The sequence below is a fragment of the Microbulbifer regidiadema (SeqCode) genome (genome assembly GCF_052466995.1).
This window is the reverse complement of record NZ_CP174297.1, coordinates 1,579,911-1,597,287: the sequence shown is the minus strand read 5'-3', so window position 1 is coordinate 1,597,287 and position 17,377 is coordinate 1,579,911. Positions and strand designations below refer to the sequence as shown.

Below are 17,377 nucleotides of genomic sequence, written 5' to 3'. Positions count from 1 at the left end.
AGAGTGTAGACTGAAAGGTCACAAAATGCCCTGAAAATTTTTGTGGGGCACTGCATCTAGAACACCAGTTCATATCGTCATGTAGGTATGAACTGGTAATAACGATGAGATTCCTTTAATGATGATTTTGAAGAAGACACTTTTCGCCCCGCTGCTGGCTGTGCTCGCCACCGTTGCTACGTACTGCGCCAATGCCCAGGCTGATGAAATGGAGACCAAGCACTTTGATGTGGAGGGATTCACCCAGGTGTCTCTCAAGGGGAGTTCTCACTTGAAGCTGATTCAGGGCGACAGTTTTGAAGTGGTCGCTGATGGGCCCGCTAGCACCATGCCTTACGTCAAAGTTGAGGTAAAAGGGGAGAGGTTGGAGCTGTCAGTTGAAGAGAATACTCGAAATCTTTTTGGCTTTGTCACCATTTCCCATGGGCAGGGAGACAAGGTTAACTTTACCGTGACAATGCCTAAAGTTGAGGCGCTTAAGGTGACAGGGTCCGGTAAAGCCAGGTCCTCTAGCATAGAGAGTGAAAATCTCACCCTGGGAGTGACGGGATCGGGATTGATTAATATCGATAAAGCGGCGACGGAAAACTTAACGGCCTATATCACAGGTTCTGGCGATTTATTGCTCAATAGAGCGCTGACGGTGAAAGGGGATATCTCAGTGAGAGGCTCTGGTGATATGAAAATAGGCCGTATCACCGGCGAGACTTTAGCGGCAGAAATCCAAGGCTCTGGTGACATATTAGTTGACGGGCGCACAGCGGATGTGAGTGTTCGGGTGATGGGCTCCGGGGACTTTGTTGGGCGCAGCTTGCGCACCGATCGCGCCGAGGGCTCAATTATGGGCTCTGGAGACATCGTGTTGAAACGCCCGGGCAGAGATTCCTTTTCGGTAATGGGATCGGGAGATGTGGTGCTAATCGACTGAGTTGCGCTATTGTAGACCGCCAGTACCTATGGCGCACCGTTTATAAAGCGGTGCGCCTGTTGCGTTTTGGGAGGGCGGTTACACCTCCTTTATCGCCTCTATCCCCACTTCCGGAAGTCGTTTTGATATGGAATCCAAATTGACGGAGTGTGTGTCATCGGACCACGAAGGCTCTGCGTACGCCAAGGGCGAATCCCGTCCACCTTTAAAAGAAAAGTTGCGCCGCTGGGGGCGGGAAGCTCAGGATAAATCGCACTGGGCTGCGGAGCGCTTGTTGGATCGACGCATCTGCATCGGTATTACCGGACTCAGTGGTGCCGGTAAATCCACATTTCTCACCAGTCTTATTTACCAACTCTGCAACCCGGAAAAGTCTCAACTGCCGGGCTTTGCCCCGGCACTGAATGGCGATTTATTGGGCGCTGAGCTGAAACCTGCACTGGATTCCGGTTTGCAGCCGTTTGACTATGGCACCTGCCTTTCGGCGCTGATGGCCGATCCACCCAGCTGGCCTCAGAGCACAAGGCACGCTTCGGCAATGGAGCTGCATATCCATCTGCGCAGTCGACGCCGTTTCCGGGGCGCAGGTCGCAAGACACTGGTCGTAGAGCTGCGTGACTACCCCGGAGAGTGGCTAATGGATCTGCCACTGTTGCGTATGGATTATGCGGAGTGGTGTCGCCATCAAGCGCATTTGCTCTCCACCGATGCGCGCTCAACACTGGCCCCGCAATTGCCCGCTCGGTTGGCGCTACTGTCGCCCCAGGCGAATGCGGATGAAGTGGACTTGGACAGCCTGTGGCTGGAGTACCGAAATTTTCTCCTGAATTGTCGAGCCAGGCTGAATCTCAGTTACCTGCAGCCGGGTAGAGCACTGCTGGACGATGAGGCCTATGGCGTAATACCGCTGTTGGATTTGCGTGGGTTAGACCCAATGCAATTATCTGCGCTGCCGGAAACCAGTGTATTTAAGGTCCTACAGGGGCGTTACGACCACTACGTACAGCAGCAGGTAAAGCCCTTTGTCGACAGTCATTTTCGACATATCGATCGACAGCTGGTCCTGGTTGATGTGATTGGCACTCTGTTTTCGGGAGAGCAGTCCCTGGAAGATATGCGTCTGGCATTCACTCATATTGCCGATACATTTCGCTACGGTGAGTCGGGGCTGATCAGCAAGCTGTGGCGCCCGAAGGTTAACCGACTCCTGTTTGCCGCCACAAAAGTGGATCAGGTGCTCGCCGCTGATCACGATGCGTTGAGGCAACTACTGGGGCAGCAATTGCAGCAGACGTTTTCCGACGCCCGCCACCGGGGACTGCCGGTATTTAGCGAGGCGATTGCAGCGGTGCGCTGCTCTAAAGAGGGGCAGAAGGAGGGAAGGAGAATGCTGATGGGGCACGACTTGCAGGGCCAGTATTTGGGCTTTGAGAATGCGGAGATCTTTGCCCAGGCGCCCTATGAGGATCAGGGCTGGAGTCACTATGCCGGTGCGGCACCACCGCAGCTCAGGCCGCCAATGGGCATGCAGGCCGGACATATTCCACATATCCGAGTGGATGCTCTTTTGAACCTTCTGTTGGGAGATAAGGTTTGATTAACCGCGAGAAAAGCACTGATTATCGACGAGAAACCCGTATCGAGTCTCTGGAGGAGCCGGAGCGGGAGGCGCTTCACCGAGATACTACCCGAGTGGAATCCCTGGCGGATGAGTCGGCAGAGATACCCAGATCAATTACTACGGGAGAGTCACTGCCAGACCGCACTGCGTTCTCCGAGTTGCGCCTGCCCGCCTTCCGCTTTAAGTGGCTGAAGCCGGGCCTGCTCTCTGCGCTCGCGGTTGTAGTAGCGGTGTTGGCGTGGGAGTTTTACGGGCTCTATCAGTGGGCGGTGGACAAGCACTGGGGACTGGGTGCCTTTGTGGGTATTTTGCTGGTGGGCTTTGTTGGAGTCATCGGCACTTCCGTGTGGGAATTTTTCCGTGCGGGGCGCCCCCTGAGCAAACTGGAAAAAACCCAGGCAATGGCTGCGGAGGCCCGGGATTGCCGCAGCCACCAAGGGGCGCAATTATTCAAGCGCAATTTACAGGAGCATTTTTCCGCAAAGCCCCAGGGAGTACTGCTCAATCGGGTCCTGGATGAGGCGGCGGACTATTACGATAGCAGTGAACTGTTGCAGCACTTGGAGGTGACGTTCTTAGACGCCCTCGACCAGGAGGCCCTGAGGAGAGTGGTGCGACATTCAACAAGTACCGGTGCCCTGGTGGGGCTGAGCCCTTTTGCCAGTATCGATATTTTGGTCGCTTTGCGGCAGTCGCTGCGAATGATTGATGATGTGGCGCAGATCTATGGTGTGCGGCCCTCATTCGTAGTGCGCTGGCGCTTGTTCAAGAGGGTTTTGTCACTGGTGGCCTACAGTGGCGCCAGTGAGTATGCGATCAGTGAAATGTGGCCGGAACTCGTTGGCGACAGTATGCTCAGCACGGTTTCTGTGCGCTTGGGACAGGGTGTTGGGGCCAGTCTATTTGTTGCGCGTATCGGTCTGGCAACGATGCAGAGTTGCCGGCCTATCCCCTTTACTGAAAAGCAGCGTCCCCGCTTGAGAGCGGTTATGGCTCGGATTGGTGGCGGGCTCAAGGAGAGAATGCCGGAGCTATTCTCTATGGTTGGGCTGGGGCGGCGCAAAGAGGTGAAAGCTCAAAAGATAGATGCCGAGTAGCGCCTGAATTATCAGCGCTACCTGTTTGGTGTTGGGGAGGCAGCAGCTGCTCTCCCTCGCCTGGGGCCTACTGAAACTGTTTTTTCATCAGCATGCGAGTGTGATGCCGGTCAACCAGTTGAGCCAGGGTTTCATAGCGGCGCTTTATGAAGGGCGCGGGGTTGTTATTTCCCGACTCATCCCGGTATTCAACACCGGAGCGGACGTGTTGGAGCTCCTTGGCCAATTCCTTGATGGCAGTAAAGATTTTCTGTGTGTCATCTTTACTGTGAAATACTGAGCTTTTGGTGGTGTCCGTCAGGTAGTCATTGCATTCGCTCAGCCAGTCGAGCCTCTGCTCCAGAAACTGTATGGTATTGCGAATTCCCCCAGTGTACTCGGGGTTGAAGTTATGATTGATATACTTGTCGAGACTGCGCATGCCCGAGCCGACAAACTGTTCTACCAGATCGTTGCAGTACTTTTCTGACAGATAGGATGGGTGAGACTTTGCGCTGCTTAAATTACTGATGAGCAGTAGACAGGTAAGCAATAGGGCGCGCTGCATCACTGCATGTGGGAATTTCATATTATTGCCCATAGGTTTTGCTCTTATTAGTGGCTGTTATTTTATCCGCCTAAGGCTTTTTTGTTGTGCAATTTCCTTAGACGGGCCGATATCTGTGACACTAGTCACATGAATATCCAAAGCGAAGTCAAGTGTCAATGATTATTAAGTAACAATTGTCAGCTTGAAATAACTGTTCATTGCAAGCGCAGTATTGGGCTGTTTAAAAACTATTCGAAACATAGCTGAATAGGAGTGCATTTTGGCTGAGTACGATTTTGATTTGTTTGTTATTGGTGCAGGTTCTGGTGGTGTGCGAGCAAGCAGGATGGCTGCTGCGCAAGGTATGAAGGTTGCCGTTGCCGAAGATCGCTATATGGGTGGGACCTGCGTCAATGTAGGCTGCGTGCCGAAAAAATTATTTGTGTATGCGAGCGGTTACTCCGCAGGTTTCTCAGATGCTCAGGCCTACGGCTGGAGTAGTTCGGGGGTTGAATTTGATTGGCCGACCCTGCGGGACAACAATGCAAAAGAAGTCGCTCGGCTCAATGGAATTTATCGCAATCTGCTGGAAAATTCCGGTGTGGAAACTCTGAACGGTCGAGCCAGCATTAAGAGCCCCCACTGTGTTGTCGTCAACGGTAAAGAAATTACTGCGGAGCGTATATTGGTAGCGACGGGTGGCTGGCCATTTATTCCGCAAATTCCCGGCCGGGAATTTGCCCTGACTTCGAATGAAGTCTTCTCAATGGAGACCTTCCCCAAGCGTGTTTTGGTTGTTGGTGGGGGCTATATTGCTGTCGAATTTGCAGGCATCTTCGCCGGTCTGGGGGCGAGCGTGCACCTGTCTTACCGGCGGGATTTATTTTTGCGCGGGTTCGATCGCGATATTCGCTCTTTTGTTCGCGATGAGATGCAGAAGAAAAATATCGACCTGAAGTTTAACCACCAGATAGTGTCTATTGAGAAACTCCAGGATGGCAGTTTGCTCGCCCATGCCGACGACGGTTCCAGTATTAATGTGGATATGGTGCTCTACGCCACGGGGCGTGTCGCCAACACCGAAGGTTTGGGGCTGGAGGAGCAGGGGGTTGTCTTGCACAAGGATGGAACAATCTCTGTCGATGATAATTTTAGGACCAGTGTGCAATCAATCTATGCATTGGGGGATGTGACTGGTGAGCCCCAGTTGACCCCAGTTGCTCTGGCGGAGGCTATGGCCTTAGTGAAGCACTGGCGCACAGGGGATACGGCTGAAATCGATTATAACAACATACCAACAGCGGTATTTTGCCAGCCGAATATCGGCACTGTGGGGCTGTCTGAAGAAGAGGCGCGGAATTCTGGACTCGATGTCACCATTTACAAGTCTGAATTTAGACCGATGCGCCACACCGTGAGCGGCAATACAGAGCGGACACTGATGAAGTTGGTGGTGGACGCCTCCAATGACAAGGTGATAGGTGTACATATGGTTGGCGATGATGCGGGGGAGATTATTCAGGGAATGGCGGTTGCCCTAAAGGCGGGGGCAACCAAGAGTACCTTCGACTCCACGATTGGGATTCACCCTACGGCCGCTGAGGAGTTTGTGACAATGAGGACTCCGGTTGCGGGTTAGGCCTTTCTGTTATCTGGCTGTTGTCGGCTATAGTTGTCGAAATAAAAAAAGGCGGCACTCGTTGCCGCCTTTTTTGCATCAAGCAGTTTTAGCTGGGCTCTTCTATGACCTCTTGCAGGACCTGGTGTCGCCGAGCCTTCTTGCGTTCACTGCGCTCTTTCAGGCAGCGTTCGGCGGAGGCAAATGTGTCGTTTACCGCTCGATGTATGGATTCATTTTCACTGCTAATGGTCACTGGGTTGCCAGTAATTGCAAGTTCTAGGGAGGCCTTGAAATGTCTGCCTTTACTTTTGTGGTGGTGGGGGGCTTCGAGGACAACGCGACTGTGTATGATGTCGCCACAATAACGTTCCAGCTTATGTAACTTTTTAGATACGGTGGTCGCCAGGGCGGCTGACTTGTCGATGTCGCGGAACACAATGTTATCGTTAGGCGCTGATTTCATGGGCAAATACCTCCGGTTAAAAGAAACCATGCAGGCCGCTGTTGCGGTTTGCTGTAAAGAAGGTAGGGCGCCCTAGTGGGAGGGTTCGAGGCTGCAGTTGAAACGCCGAACTGCCGGAATCGCAACGATTGCTTGCTGACAAAGCAGCTTAGAGTGTTTTACGTCCGGGTCGGGTTTCCGCTGAATCCAGCGATCTACTCCCTGGTATCCATAATGCGTTCGTTAAAAAAAAAATCAAGCGCTATTACTAAAAAACTTCATATAAATTTACGAGAGGTAGCACGGTTGTGACTTAAAACTGTGTATTTGCAGCTTTATTGATCAGTGGGTCGACTCAGGTGGACGCAAGGTCATTGCCGACAGGCGGCTCCCTGCGTAAAATTGACCATATTGCGAAGTCGCTTCACGCTGAAATAGTACTAGAGCGGTTGCGCTTGCAAATACGAAACATATCAATTCGAGAAATGGGTTCTGGACGATGGCGGTAAAGCGGTGTTGCTCGCTTCTTTTGGCGGGCTTAGTAGTTATGGGTGGGGCGGTAGCGCAAGCGCAGACGCCCCTCACGGCGGAGAAGAACCGTCTTGCGCGGCTGGAGCAGTCACTTGAGAATCGGAGTGTTGGCTTAGAAGATGTCGAGAATGAGCTGCTCTCCTATGAGTATAAGCTCGAGCAGGCCCAAAAATCTCTCGACGAGTTGCGCCTGGAGTACGAGGCGAGTCGTCAGGAGCTCAATCAGGCGACTCGCGCCCATGAGTCAAGCTCCAACTCCGATTCTGAGCGTCGCCTGAAAAAGGCCAAGCACGCATTTGCCATGGCGGAGAGGGGGGTGGATAGCCGCTCTCGCCGCCTTGACTTCATTCGGGAGAACTATCAGCAGTTGCAGCAAAAGCTGGTTGAGGAAAAGCAGGCCGTTGCCGATACCAAGCTCAAAATCTCTGTTCAGCAGGATAGAATCAGCAGAATGGTAGAGGATATGCTGGCGAAAGCGGAGGCCTCTGAGCGGCGAGCGGCGCTGGCGCGCGCAGCGGCCGCGACCGAGAAGCCTAAGCCCCCTGTCGTTCGGGCGCAGGTAGAGCCGCCGAAGCCTAAAGAGCCGGTCAAAAAACCGGTTAAAGAGGAGGTTGTGGTCAAGCGTGCGATTGATCCTGACCTGCTGGATTATGTAAGGGAGGAGAAGCAGCGCCTGGATACGCTGCTGGCGGACAAGGAGGGCAATGACAGGCAGACCTTCCGCAGCCTTGAGTTGCGACCTGTCGGTGGGGAGAGGATACCCTTTGAATTCCTCGGGGAAAATCAGTACCGCCTAGTAACTACCGTTGAATCGGGTCGAGAAACTTATAGGATTAACACCTGGAAGTTCCGTCGCACGATTCCCGCCGAAGACGATGGGGTTCGCTACGTCTTTATCTTTGATGCGCGACGCCTCTCCAGACCGAGGCTGGTTATGTATCCAGAGTACGTACTGGCAGAATTGAACTGACTTCACGGTCGATCCGCCATAAAAAGCGAGCCTTAGGCTCGCTTTTTTACTTTTACGGCATATAAAAGAGTCGCGCAATATCTCTGCCGGGCTGTTGGGGCGATTGACACTTTGTGCCGCAGTTTTTCGGCACAGCTAAACCTGCGGCCTGAAAATTGGGAGCTACAAACAGAGCCTCTACAGTGAAGTCAGCGGGGTTGTTTGCAGGGCAATATACTGGCTACCAGTTTGTTTGGGCTTGCTGTGGTAGAGAATAATATTGTCGAGTGTGATGGGGTATTTTATTTCGATGGGAGCAAATCCTTTAAATCCCAGCCTGTTCCTGCACAGGGTGATATGTGGACGATAGCGGCGTTGCTCTGTCGGCAGGCCCTGTGCCCCAACCATTCTTTGTACTGCGAGTTGTAATTTCTCCAGCGCCTCAGTCGCAACGAGCTCTGCGGCAATCAAATGGGATTCGTTGCCCGGGAAGGTGTTTATGCTAAATATTTCCGTTTTTGATTTGCCTACCGACTGACTGATGGCGGTTAGTCCTGTCTTTAATGATGGGAGTAATTTGTTTGCGACCTCTCCAAGAAAACAAAGTGTTATGTGCCTGTTCTCTCGAAGTGTCCAGCGAGTATTGGCATGGATAGTCTGCGGCTGTTCAACTTTAATTTGCTGCGTCAGCTGGTCTAGAAAATTCTGCGCCGCCTCATCGAGTCCGATGCCAATAAAGATTCTGGAAGTTTTTGACATAAAGTTTTGTTGCAACCCTTGAATATAAAACCCCCGCCCATATCTCTGTAATACAGGTGGCAGCTTCACGCGGAAGTGTCCCTGAAAAGAGTCCGGTCATTTGACGGACACAGTCTTAAATATTGCTCTGAATTGAGGATATGATAATGCGTAATTTTGATTTTTCTCCACTGTACCGTTCTGCCATTGGTTTTGACCGTATGGCCAGTTTGCTCGACGCGATGACCACCAGCGAGCAAAAGCAGCCCTCTTACCCCCCTTACGATATCGAATTGACCGGCGAGGATAGCTATCGGATTACCATGGCAGTTGCCGGTTTTGAACAGTCGGAGCTCGATATTCAGGTGGAACAAAATCGCCTAGTCATTAGCGGTGTTAAGCCTGAAAATAATAGTCAGGGAAATTACTTGCACCGGGGTATCGCGGCAAGGAATTTTGAACGGCGTTTTCAACTCGCCGATCACGTAAAAGTGACCGATGCAAAATTAGCGAATGGCCTTTTGCATATAGAGTTGGTGCGCGAGATTCCAGAGGCGATGAAGCCGCGAAAAATTTCCATTTCAGAAGGTAATACTCTGCAACACAACAAGAGTGAAGCCGAGTCCAATACAGCAGCAGCGTAAATTGTCACTCTATTGCCCGCTGTGCCGTCATTCGACGGTACAGCCTTACCACCAAGATAAGTTTCGCAGTTATCACCAGTGTGATAACTGCGCGCTCGTTTTTGTCCCGGCACAATTTCACTTGGCGCCAGATGAAGAGCGTGCCTACTACGACCTTCATGAAAATTCGATGGAGGATGAGGGGTATCGTCAATTTCTCAGTCGCTGTGCCCAACCCCTGCTCAAGGCGTTAAATGGCCCCTGCGATGGTCTGGACTTTGGTTGTGGCCCCGCGCCCTTACTGGCCAGGATTCTGGAGGAGGGCGGACACCGGGTGGATTTATACGATCACTTTTATGCGCCTGCGCAAGAGGCACTTCATAGAAATTACGATTTTATTGTCGCCACAGAAGTGATCGAGCACCTGGTACAACCCGGGGTGGAGCTCGATAAACTTTGGCAGAGATTGCGCACCGGGGGTGTGATGGCTCTGATGACGAAGTTGGTGATTTCTGCGGAGCGTTTTGCCAATTGGCACTACATTAGAGATCCGACGCATATTTGCTTTTTCAGTGTAAAAACATTTGAGTGGCTGGCTCGGTCACTAGGTGCCGAGCTTCAGTTTGTCCACAGCGATGTTATTTTCCTGAGAAAGTTAAGCGTTCACCCTGAATAATTTGGCGCGCACGGTAGTGCGGTATTCGCTGGGGGTGGTTGCCAGGAATTTCTTAAATAGCGCGGTAAAGTGCCCCATATCCTGGTAGCCAACTTTTTCAGCAATTTCATTGACGGAGAGATTGCTCGACTGTAACAGTTCACGCGCCATATCAACCCTGACATTTTGCAGATACTGCAACGGTGTTTGCCCGGTGGCGAGTTTAAAGCGGCGGTTAAATGATCGAACACTCATATCGAAAAGTTGCGCCACTTCACTGAGGCGTACCTCGCTATTGCAGTGCTCTTTGAGCCAGGCTTGGGCCTGGACAATATCCTCATCCGGGTGTAACTGTACAGAGCCTTCCGAAAAGGCGATCTCTTCAAACGGGCGGCGAATCTCGTGGGAGAAGTTGCGCTCGACATGGCTGGCAATGGCCGGGCCATACAGCTGGCGAATCATGTGAACGGTAACGTCGGCTAGAGCATTGACGCTGGCGGCACAAAACAGTTTGTCCGCCTGGGTAATAAAATACTGGCGCTTTAACTTAACTTCGGGATAGTCTGAGCTGAATCGATCAAAGTAGTGCCAGTGGGTGGTGGCGGGTTTGCCATCGAGAAGGCCCGCTTCGGCGAGGAAGCAGACCCCGGTGCCCACGGCGCTAATGCTCGCCCCCTGTTTTTCCTGCTGGCGCAGCCATTCCAATATTTTCCCGCTACGCTTGAGGGCGGGGCGGGGGTTGCGCCACATGGTTGGAATATAGATTAGGTCGCTATCCGGCGCATCGCTGAGGGCGACGTCCGGTTGAAGGGTAAATCCGCAGCGGGTTTTTACTGCGGCCCCGTCCAGGCTGGCGGTCACCAGTTTCAGGCTGCCCTTGATGCCCTCTACCCTGGCGCGACTCTCAGCGCCGCGAAGCATTTCAAGTGGTAGAACGGTGCCGGTTGCCAGCATCTGGTCGATAAGTAGGAAAGTTACTGTTCGCATTACACATCTATGCGCACTTGCGCTATTGGCCAAAACACTCAATTTTGCTGGCCAGTATGCCCATAACTGGACAGAATCGCCACCCCCTACACTCGCATCTCTTATTTTTATAGTGTTAAGTGCTTGGCTGGAGGTCAGGATGCAGCGCCTTCCCGTAATCACCGCATTCGGTGGATTCAACCCTGCTGGACGTAGTTCTTTTCATCGGGGGTACTCCCGCCTCATTCTGGATAAGTTGAGCGCGGAGGAGCGGCAAAGCACTCTTTCCGATCTGGCGGCCCTGATGGGTTTGCGCTCCGGGAGCGATGCCGGAGGAGCGCTAGATCCGGCCCTGGAGCAGCAGGTGCTGAACGGCACCTTGGTGCGCGAGCTTGAGGGTCGCTACTACGACTACCGCAAGTGCCACTTCCATCAAGCTGCCCAGCTGGCAAACCCCGCCGGGCTGACGTTTGAAATCTCCGCCCGCCAGCTGCCTCAGCCGGTGCCCAGTCACTGGCAGCTGGAGCCGGTGCAGGGGGGGAGGGTTCGAGTTACTGCGGCCGAGTTGTCGGTCATGCTGGATAGTCATCGCGAGATCGCTGTGGCGGCCGCAGGGCAGTTGCCAACCGGATTTGAGCCCGGGGAGAGGTACAATTCTCGCTTTCACCCCAGAGGGCTACAGTTGGCGCTGCTGGGCGCCTCAGACGCAGTTCAATCCATGGGTATCGATTGGGATGCCGTTGTCTCCACCGTTGGGCCGGGAAATATTTCGCTCTATGCGGCCTCTGCCATGAGTCAGTTGGACCCATTTGGCAATGGCGGCTTGTTGCAGTCCCGCCTGCGCGGCGGCCGCGTCAGCTCGAAGCAGCTGGCCCTGGGCTTAAACAGCATGCCGGCAGATTTTGTCAACGCCTACGTCCTCGGCAATGTCGGCTCTACTGGCGCTGTGGCGGGCGCTTGTGCCACCTTCCTGTATAACCTGCGCGCCGGGGTGGAGGATATTCGCTCTGGCAGGGCGCGGGTGGCTGTCATTGGTGCAGCGGAGGCGCCGCTGGTGCCGGAGGTGGTCGATGGCTACTCGACGATGGGGGCCCTCGCTACCACAGAGAATCTGCGCAAGTTGTTCCCCGGAGAGATTGATTACCGGCGCACCAGCCGCCCATTTGGTGAGAATTGTGGTTTCACCCTGGGCGAGGGTACCCAGTGGGTCATCTTGATGGATGATGCACTCGCACTCGAACTGGGCGCCTCGGTCTATGGTTCCGTCGCCGGTGTGTTTACCAATGCCGATGGCACTAAAAAATCTATTTCGGCGCCGGGGCCCGGGAACTACCTGACCATGGGCCGAGCAATGGCCGAGGCTCGGGCAATTGTCGGTGACGACAGCTTGCGCCAGCGCAGTTTTGTGCAGGCGCACGGCTCCAGTACACCGCAAAACAGGGTTACCGAGTCCGCAATTTTCGATCGCTTAGCTGGCGCTTTCGGGATAGAGGCGTGGCCTATTTGTGCGGTCAAGGCCTTTTTGGGGCACACGGTCTCCTCGGCCAGTGGCGACCAATTGGTGACTGCGCTGGGCGTGTTTGAGCGGGGGATACTCCCGGGGGTAACCACTGTCGATCGCATCGCTGACGATGTGCACTGCGAGCACCTGAATATTTCCCTTGAGCATACCGACAGGGGGCGGGGGGCATTGGATCTCGCATTCCTGAACTCAAAAGGTTTTGGTGGCAATAATGCCACGGCAACCATCTTGTCCCCCCAGATAACCAAATCGATGATGGAAAAGCGTCACGGCGTGCGCGCGACTGCGGCGTCTCAACAGCTGAATGAGAAGGTGGTTGAGCGGGCTGAAAAGTACAACGCCAAGGCCTCTCGTGGTGAGCTCGATGTGATTTATCGATTTGGCGAAGGCATGATCGATGAAAGTGAAATAGCGGTTTCGGCAGAGGAAATCCGCTTGCCAGGGCTGCCCCCGGTAAAACTGCCAAATGGAAATCCCTTTGAAGATATGGTGTGATAAAGCTTCAGTTGGTACCTCTAAACGGGTGATTTTTACCTGGAGGAAAATGACACAATAGGAGCTGTCGGGAGCATGGATGATCCTGAGGGAGAGGTTGGCGCCCGTTTGAAAATGGTGCGCCACATTTACGGTGTTTCGCAAAGGGAGTTGGCGAGACGGGCCGGAGTCACCAACGCGACAATTTCTTTTATTGAGCTGGGCAAAGTTAGCCCCTCGGTAAGCTCTCTGAAAAAGATATTGGCCGCTATCCCCATGTCGCTAACGGACTTTTTTTCCCTGGAAATATCGGGTGCCAAGCAGGTTTTCTTTCGTGGTAATGAGGTGCCTGATATCGGCTGCGGGGCTGTGTCCTGCCGCTTGTTTGGGGGGGCGGAGGCAAGCGCGGGCATGTCGCTTTTGTGGAAGGTGTTTCCCGCTGGGGGAGATACCGGTTTTTCTCTGACCCCTACCGAGGGAGAGGTCGGCGGGGTGGTTGTCAGCGGCAACCTGGAGGTGACGGTCGGCTCCGACTCTGCCCTGCTGGGCACTGGCGACGGCTACTATTTTGACGCCCGGCGCCCGCACCGCTTTCGAAATACCGGCAATTGTGATTGCGTCGTTGTCAGCGCGATGACGCCGGCTTGCGGCCGATCAGCAATTTTTGACCCCTCGCTCTAGGGGGTGAGCTAGATGAGGGAATTCGTGCCGGGTTGCTGCTAACTTGGCGCAAACCGGGATAGACTAGCGCCGCTTTACCTTCTTTACCGCTCGCCAAACTGGCGATTTTCTGTACTTCGGCACCTTTGGTGCCACTCCATTTGTAAGAAATAGTATTCAAACAATCGTTTGAATCTGGCTATACTAGCGCTGACCATATTGGGCCCAAGTGTCACCGCACCTTGCGGGGCGGCCCATGGTCGCACAAAAATTCCGACCCCGGGCCCAGGATCGCGGCCCAGAATAAAAGAGGTCAATCAATGTTATTTAGTGGCAAAGCGCTCGCGGTACAGATGCTGGACAACGGCATCGCCGAGCTCAAATTCGACCTGCAAGGCGAATCCGTCAATAAATTTAACCGCCAGACGGTTTCTGAATTCTCCCAAGCGCTGGATGCTATCGAAGCAGCGGATGGCGTAAAAGGCGTACTGCTGACCAGCGGTAAAAGCGTCTTTATTGTTGGTGCTGATATCACTGAGTTTGGCGATGCTTTCTCTGCGGGTGCAGAGGGTGTTGCCGATCTGATGAATCAGAACAACGAAAACATCAATCGCCTTGAAGATTTACCGGTACCGACTGCCGTGGCAATTAATGGCTACGCACTCGGCGGCGGCTTTGAGGTGTGCCTGGGCTGTGACTACCGCCTGATGGGCGAGGAAGCCAAAGTTGGTCTTCCCGAAGTTAAGCTGGGCCTGATCCCGGGCTGGGGCGGCACTGTTCGCCTGCCGCGCGTAGTGGGTGTTGATGTTGCCGCAGAGTGGATTGCGGCGGGCAAAGAGCAGAAGCCGGCAGCGGCGCTGGAAGCTCACGCCGTTGATGCGGTAGTACCTACCGACAAGCTTAAAGATGCGGCGATCAAGCTGCTCGAGCGCGCCATCAATGGTGGGCTGGACTACAAGGCTACCCGCGAGCTCAAAAAATCCCCGATCCCCCTGAATGATACCGAAGCGCTGATGGCCTTCTTTACCACCAAGGCATTCGTGGGTCAGCAGGCGGGCAAAAACTACCCCTCTCCGGTCGCTGCGGTTGAGTCTATCGAGCAGGGTTACAAGCTGACCCGCGATGAGGCGCTGAAGATCGAGCAGGAGAAGTTTATTTTCTGCGCCCAGACTGGCACGGCCAAGTCTCTGGTAGGTCTGTTCCTGGCCGATCAAACAATTGGCAAGGTTGCCAAAGGTTGGGAAAAGAAAGCTGATAAGCCGATTGAGCGTGCTGCCGTATTGGGCGCTGGCATTATGGGTGGCGGTATCGCCTACCAGTCTGCCTATAAAGGCACTCCGATCAAGATGAAGGATATCGATCAGAAGGGTATCGATCTCGGTCTGAATGAGGCGAATAAGCTGCTGTCCAAGCTGGTTGACCGCAAGCGCCTGACTCCGGCAAAAATGGGTGAAGTACTCAATCGTATTGAGCCGACCCTGAGCTACGACGGCTTCAACGATATCGACGTTGTTGTGGAAGCTGTGGTTGAGAACCCCAAGGTGAAGCACGCTGTGCTGAAAGAGGTGGAAACCAAAGTTGGCGAAAGCACGGTGATCGCTTCCAACACCTCCACTATCTCCATCAACCACCTGGCCGAACCGCTTTCCCGTCCGGAAAACTTCCTCGGTATGCACTTCTTCAACCCGGTGCACAAAATGCCGCTGGTTGAGGTGATCCGTGGTGAGAAAACCTCTGACACCGCCGTAGCTCGCGTTGTTGCCTACGCTAACAAGATGGGCAAGAAAGCTATTGTTGTGCGCGACTGTCCGGGATTCCTGGTTAACCGCGTTCTCTTCCCTTACTTTGCCGGCTTCTCCATGCTGGTGCGCGATGGTGCTGACTTCCAGGCCGTTGACAAGGTGATGGAGCGTTGGGGTTGGCCGATGGGCCCCGCTTACCTGATGGACGTTGTCGGTATTGATACCGGCGTTCACGCAGAAAGCGTTATGGCGGAAGGCTTCCCCGAGCGTATGGGTAAAACCTTCACTGCCGCTTCCGACGTTATGTATGAAGCGGGTCGCTACGGCCAGAAGAACAACAAAGGTTTCTACAACTACGAGCAGGACAAAAAGGGTCGCCCGAAAAAAGTGGCTACCGAAGAGTCCTATGAGCTGCTGAAGGCGCACGTAGCTGAGCGCCGCGAGTTCGAAAAAGACGAGATCATCGAGCGTATGATGGTGCCCATGGCAACCGAACTGGCTCGTTGCCTGGAAGAGGGTATTGTCGACTCCCCGGCTGAGGCCGATATGGCGCTGATCTACGGCATCGGATTCCCTCCGTTCCGCGGTGGAATCTTCGCGTGGCTGGATAGCATTGGTCTGGATGAGTTCGTGAAGATTGCCGATAAGTACGCCGATCTGGGTGAGCTGTACAAGCCGACCGATCGCATGCGTGAAATGGCCGCAAGTGGCAAAACCTACTACGGCGACAAGTAAGGAGAATAGCGATGGGTTTAAATCCTAGAGATGCCGTAATCGTCGACTACGCACGTACGGCCATGGGTCGCTCGAAGAATGGTGTATACCGCCATGTTCGCGCCGACGATATGTCTGCTGAGCTGCTGAAAAAATTCATGCAGCGCAACGACAAGCTCGACCCCGCTGAGATCGACGATCTCATCTGGGGCAGCGTTATGCAGCGCGACGAGCAGGGCTTTAACGTAGCCCGCTTTATCCTGCTGCGCGCGGGCCTGCCGCACACTATCCCGGCGCAGACGGTTAACCGCCTGTGTGGCTCCTCTATGTCCTCCCTGCACACTGCTGCTGCCAACATTCAAGCTGGCGTTGGCGACGTGTATGTTGTGGGCGGCGTTGAGCATATGGGCCACCTGAACATGATGGAGCACGTTAGCCCCAACCCAATGCTGGGTCGCTATATGGCAAAGGCTGCCGGCTCCATGGGTATGACGGCCGAATACCTGGCGATGATGCACGGTATCCAGCGCCAGCAGATGGATGAGTTCGGCGCTCGCTCTCACCACCGCGCTGCCGAAGCTACCAAGGCTGGCAAGTTCAATCGCGAGATTATCGCTATTGAAGGTCACGACGATGACGGCGTACCTTTCCTGGTTGAGGCGGATCAAACTATCCGCCCCGATACCACTGTGGAAGGTCTGGCTCAGCTGAGACCTGCATTCGATCCGAAACACGGCCAGGTAACTGCCGGTACCTCCTCCCAGATCACCGACGGCGCCTCTGTTATGCTGGTGATGTCCGCTGAGCGCGCCCAGGCTCTGGGTATGACCCCGATCGCTCGCGTGAAGGAAATGGCGCTGGCTGGCGTGGATCCGTCCATCATGGGTTACGGTCCGGTACCTTCTACCCAGAAAGCGCTCAAGAGAGCGGGCCTGACTGTCGGCGATATCGACAAGTTTGAGCTGAATGAAGCATTTGCAGCTCAGGCGCTGCCGGTGTTGAAGGATCTGGGCCTGCTTGAGCAGATGGATGAGAAGGTCAACCTGTACGGCGGTGCTATCGCCCTGGGCCACCCCTTCGGCTGTTCCGGTGTGCGTATTACCGGCACCCTGTTGAGCGTTATGCAAAACGAAGGTGGCGATCTGGGTGTATCTACCATGTGTATCGGTCTGGGGCAGGGTATCACCACTGTCGTAGAGCGAGTCTAACTCGGTTAGACCCCAAAAAAAGGCGCCCGTGTGGCGCCTTTTTTATTTTTTTAAAGAAAGTATCAGTAAAGTGTTGAAGCCCGCAAAATGCTGTGGCACAATTTGCATCCCTTGTCGCGATGGGCTCTGGGAAAGCGGTAAAACTGCTTAGAAATCAAAGAGTTAGCGACATGTTCGATTTGGGGACGTGGTGAAATTGGTAGACACGCCAGATTTAGGTTCTGGTGCCGAAAGGTGTGGGAGTTCGAGTCTCCCCGTCCCCACCAAATCAAAAAGCTCAGGAGTCCGCATGGCTTGCTCTGACGGGGTGAGTGCGGGCTTCTTGTATTTGGCGCGAGTCCGCAGCCTCTGTGGCTG

The 17,377-nt window shown here is 54.0% G+C and carries 15 protein-coding genes and 1 tRNA gene; 12 read left to right on the top strand and 4 right to left on the bottom strand.

Translation table 11 applies throughout. The features are described 5' to 3' along the window. Positions 1–118 precede the first annotated feature (118 nt). The 3 genes from ACJJIK_RS06755 to ACJJIK_RS06745 all read left to right on the top strand — a co-directional run bounded on the left by ACJJIK_RS06755 (position 119) and on the right by ACJJIK_RS06745 (position 3,646). Positions 119–928: a GIN domain-containing protein gene (locus tag ACJJIK_RS06755; protein WP_444930546.1), complete on the top strand. Its 810-nt coding sequence runs from the start codon at positions 119–121 to the stop codon at positions 926–928. 127 nt (positions 929–1,055) lie between these two features. Then, on the top strand, positions 1,056–2,525 hold the full coding sequence (locus ACJJIK_RS06750) for a YcjX family protein (protein ID WP_444944556.1): 1,470 nt from the start codon (positions 1,056–1,058) through the stop codon (positions 2,523–2,525). After that, the gene (locus tag ACJJIK_RS06745) at positions 2,522–3,646 is read left to right on the top strand and encodes a TIGR01620 family protein (RefSeq protein ID WP_444930548.1); all 1,125 of its coding nucleotides are present in this window, start codon (positions 2,522–2,524) and stop codon (positions 3,644–3,646) included. Before ACJJIK_RS06750 ends, ACJJIK_RS06745 begins: the two co-directional genes overlap by 4 nt. 67 nt (positions 3,647–3,713) lie before the next feature. Here the strand turns inward: ACJJIK_RS06745 and ACJJIK_RS06740 are convergent, their stop codons facing one another. Further along, complete coding sequence (locus ACJJIK_RS06740) at positions 3,714–4,214, bottom strand: hypothetical protein (protein ID WP_444930549.1); 501 nt, start codon at positions 4,212–4,214, stop codon at positions 3,714–3,716. Between the two features lie 241 nt (positions 4,215–4,455). Between ACJJIK_RS06740 and gorA the strand changes: the two genes are divergently transcribed. Beyond that, on the top strand, positions 4,456–5,814 hold the full coding sequence (gene gorA, locus ACJJIK_RS06735; protein WP_444930550.1) for a glutathione-disulfide reductase: 1,359 nt from the start codon (positions 4,456–4,458) through the stop codon (positions 5,812–5,814). 88 nt (positions 5,815–5,902) lie between these two features. Here the strand turns inward: gorA and ACJJIK_RS06730 are convergent, their stop codons facing one another. Further along, positions 5,903–6,259 (bottom strand): HPF/RaiA family ribosome-associated protein, encoded by a 357-nt coding sequence (locus ACJJIK_RS06730; RefSeq protein WP_444930551.1) that lies wholly within the window; start codon positions 6,257–6,259, stop codon positions 5,903–5,905. A 526-nt stretch (positions 6,260–6,785) separates the two neighbouring features. Between ACJJIK_RS06730 and ACJJIK_RS06725 the strand changes: the two genes are divergently transcribed. Continuing rightward, positions 6,786–7,739 carry a hypothetical protein gene (locus ACJJIK_RS06725; RefSeq protein ID WP_444930552.1) on the top strand — a complete coding sequence of 318 codons (954 nt, stop codon included), beginning with the start codon at positions 6,786–6,788 and terminating at the stop codon, positions 7,737–7,739. Between the two features lie 177 nt (positions 7,740–7,916). On the opposite strand, the gene thpR is transcribed toward ACJJIK_RS06725, so the two are convergent. Further along, positions 7,917–8,546 (bottom strand): RNA 2',3'-cyclic phosphodiesterase, encoded by a 630-nt coding sequence (gene thpR / locus ACJJIK_RS06720; RefSeq protein ID WP_444930553.1) that lies wholly within the window; start codon positions 8,544–8,546, stop codon positions 7,917–7,919. 77 nt (positions 8,547–8,623) lie between these two features. Here thpR and ACJJIK_RS06715 point away from each other — a divergent pair, with 77 nt between their 5' ends. Together ACJJIK_RS06715 and ACJJIK_RS06710 are read left to right on the top strand one after the other, a co-directional pair. After that, positions 8,624–9,100 carry an Hsp20 family protein gene (locus ACJJIK_RS06715; RefSeq protein WP_444930554.1) on the top strand — a complete coding sequence of 159 codons (477 nt, stop codon included), beginning with the start codon at positions 8,624–8,626 and terminating at the stop codon, positions 9,098–9,100. Between the two features lies 1 nt (position 9,101). Further along, positions 9,102–9,755, top strand: a complete 654-nt coding sequence (locus ACJJIK_RS06710) for a class I SAM-dependent methyltransferase (protein WP_444930555.1) — start codon at positions 9,102–9,104, stop codon at positions 9,753–9,755. On the opposite strand, the gene ACJJIK_RS06705 is transcribed toward ACJJIK_RS06710, so the two are convergent. Then, on the bottom strand, positions 9,735–10,721 hold the full coding sequence (locus tag ACJJIK_RS06705) for a GlxA family transcriptional regulator (RefSeq protein WP_444930556.1): 987 nt from the start codon (positions 10,719–10,721) through the stop codon (positions 9,735–9,737). The genes ACJJIK_RS06710 and ACJJIK_RS06705 overlap by 21 nt on opposite strands. Before the next feature lie 139 nt (positions 10,722–10,860). On the opposite strand from ACJJIK_RS06705, the gene ACJJIK_RS06700 reads away from it, so the two are divergent. From ACJJIK_RS06700 to ACJJIK_RS06680, 5 genes are all read left to right on the top strand, one after another. Further along, a complete protein-coding gene (locus ACJJIK_RS06700) occupies positions 10,861–12,717 on the top strand; it encodes a beta-ketoacyl synthase (protein WP_444944555.1) in 1,857 nt (618 codons plus the stop codon). A gap of 75 nt (positions 12,718–12,792) precedes the next feature. Next, positions 12,793–13,377, top strand: a complete 585-nt coding sequence (locus tag ACJJIK_RS06695; protein WP_444930558.1) for a cupin domain-containing protein — start codon at positions 12,793–12,795, stop codon at positions 13,375–13,377. Between the two features lie 299 nt (positions 13,378–13,676). After that, positions 13,677–15,833 (top strand): fatty acid oxidation complex subunit alpha FadB, encoded by a 2,157-nt coding sequence (gene fadB, locus ACJJIK_RS06690; RefSeq protein ID WP_444944554.1) that lies wholly within the window; start codon positions 13,677–13,679, stop codon positions 15,831–15,833. Positions 15,834–15,844: 11 nt separating this feature from the next. Continuing rightward, positions 15,845–17,020: an acetyl-CoA C-acyltransferase FadA gene (fadA, locus tag ACJJIK_RS06685; protein ID WP_444930560.1), complete on the top strand. Its 1,176-nt coding sequence runs from the start codon at positions 15,845–15,847 to the stop codon at positions 17,018–17,020. Positions 17,021–17,201: 181 nt separating this feature from the next. Further along, positions 17,202–17,286 (top strand) — tRNA-Leu (locus tag ACJJIK_RS06680). Positions 17,287–17,377: the final 91 nt, after the last annotated feature.

What these genes read in the sequence shown, in the direction of transcription:
- ACJJIK_RS06755 (WP_444930546.1), top strand. Translation starts at nt 119, where the DNA reads ATGATGATTTTGAAGAAGACACTTTTCGCCCCGCTGCTGGCTGTGCTC.
- ACJJIK_RS06750 (WP_444944556.1), top strand. Translation starts at nt 1,056, where the DNA reads ATGGAATCCAAATTGACGGAGTGTGTGTCATCGGACCACGAAGGCTCT.
- ACJJIK_RS06740 (WP_444930549.1), bottom strand. Translation starts at nt 4,214, where the DNA reads ATGAAATTCCCACATGCAGTGATGCAGCGCGCCCTATTGCTTACCTGT.
- ACJJIK_RS06730 (WP_444930551.1), bottom strand. Translation starts at nt 6,259, where the DNA reads ATGAAATCAGCGCCTAACGATAACATTGTGTTCCGCGACATCGACAAG.
- ACJJIK_RS06725 (WP_444930552.1), top strand. Translation starts at nt 6,786, where the DNA reads ATGGGTGGGGCGGTAGCGCAAGCGCAGACGCCCCTCACGGCGGAGAAG.
- ACJJIK_RS06715 (WP_444930554.1), top strand. Translation starts at nt 8,624, where the DNA reads ATGCGTAATTTTGATTTTTCTCCACTGTACCGTTCTGCCATTGGTTTT.
- ACJJIK_RS06705 (WP_444930556.1), bottom strand. Translation starts at nt 10,721, where the DNA reads ATGCGAACAGTAACTTTCCTACTTATCGACCAGATGCTGGCAACCGGC.
- ACJJIK_RS06700 (WP_444944555.1), top strand. Translation starts at nt 10,861, where the DNA reads ATGCAGCGCCTTCCCGTAATCACCGCATTCGGTGGATTCAACCCTGCT.
- ACJJIK_RS06695 (WP_444930558.1), top strand. Translation starts at nt 12,793, where the DNA reads ATGGATGATCCTGAGGGAGAGGTTGGCGCCCGTTTGAAAATGGTGCGC.
- fadB (WP_444944554.1), top strand. Translation starts at nt 13,677, where the DNA reads ATGTTATTTAGTGGCAAAGCGCTCGCGGTACAGATGCTGGACAACGGC.
- fadA (WP_444930560.1), top strand. Translation starts at nt 15,845, where the DNA reads ATGGGTTTAAATCCTAGAGATGCCGTAATCGTCGACTACGCACGTACG.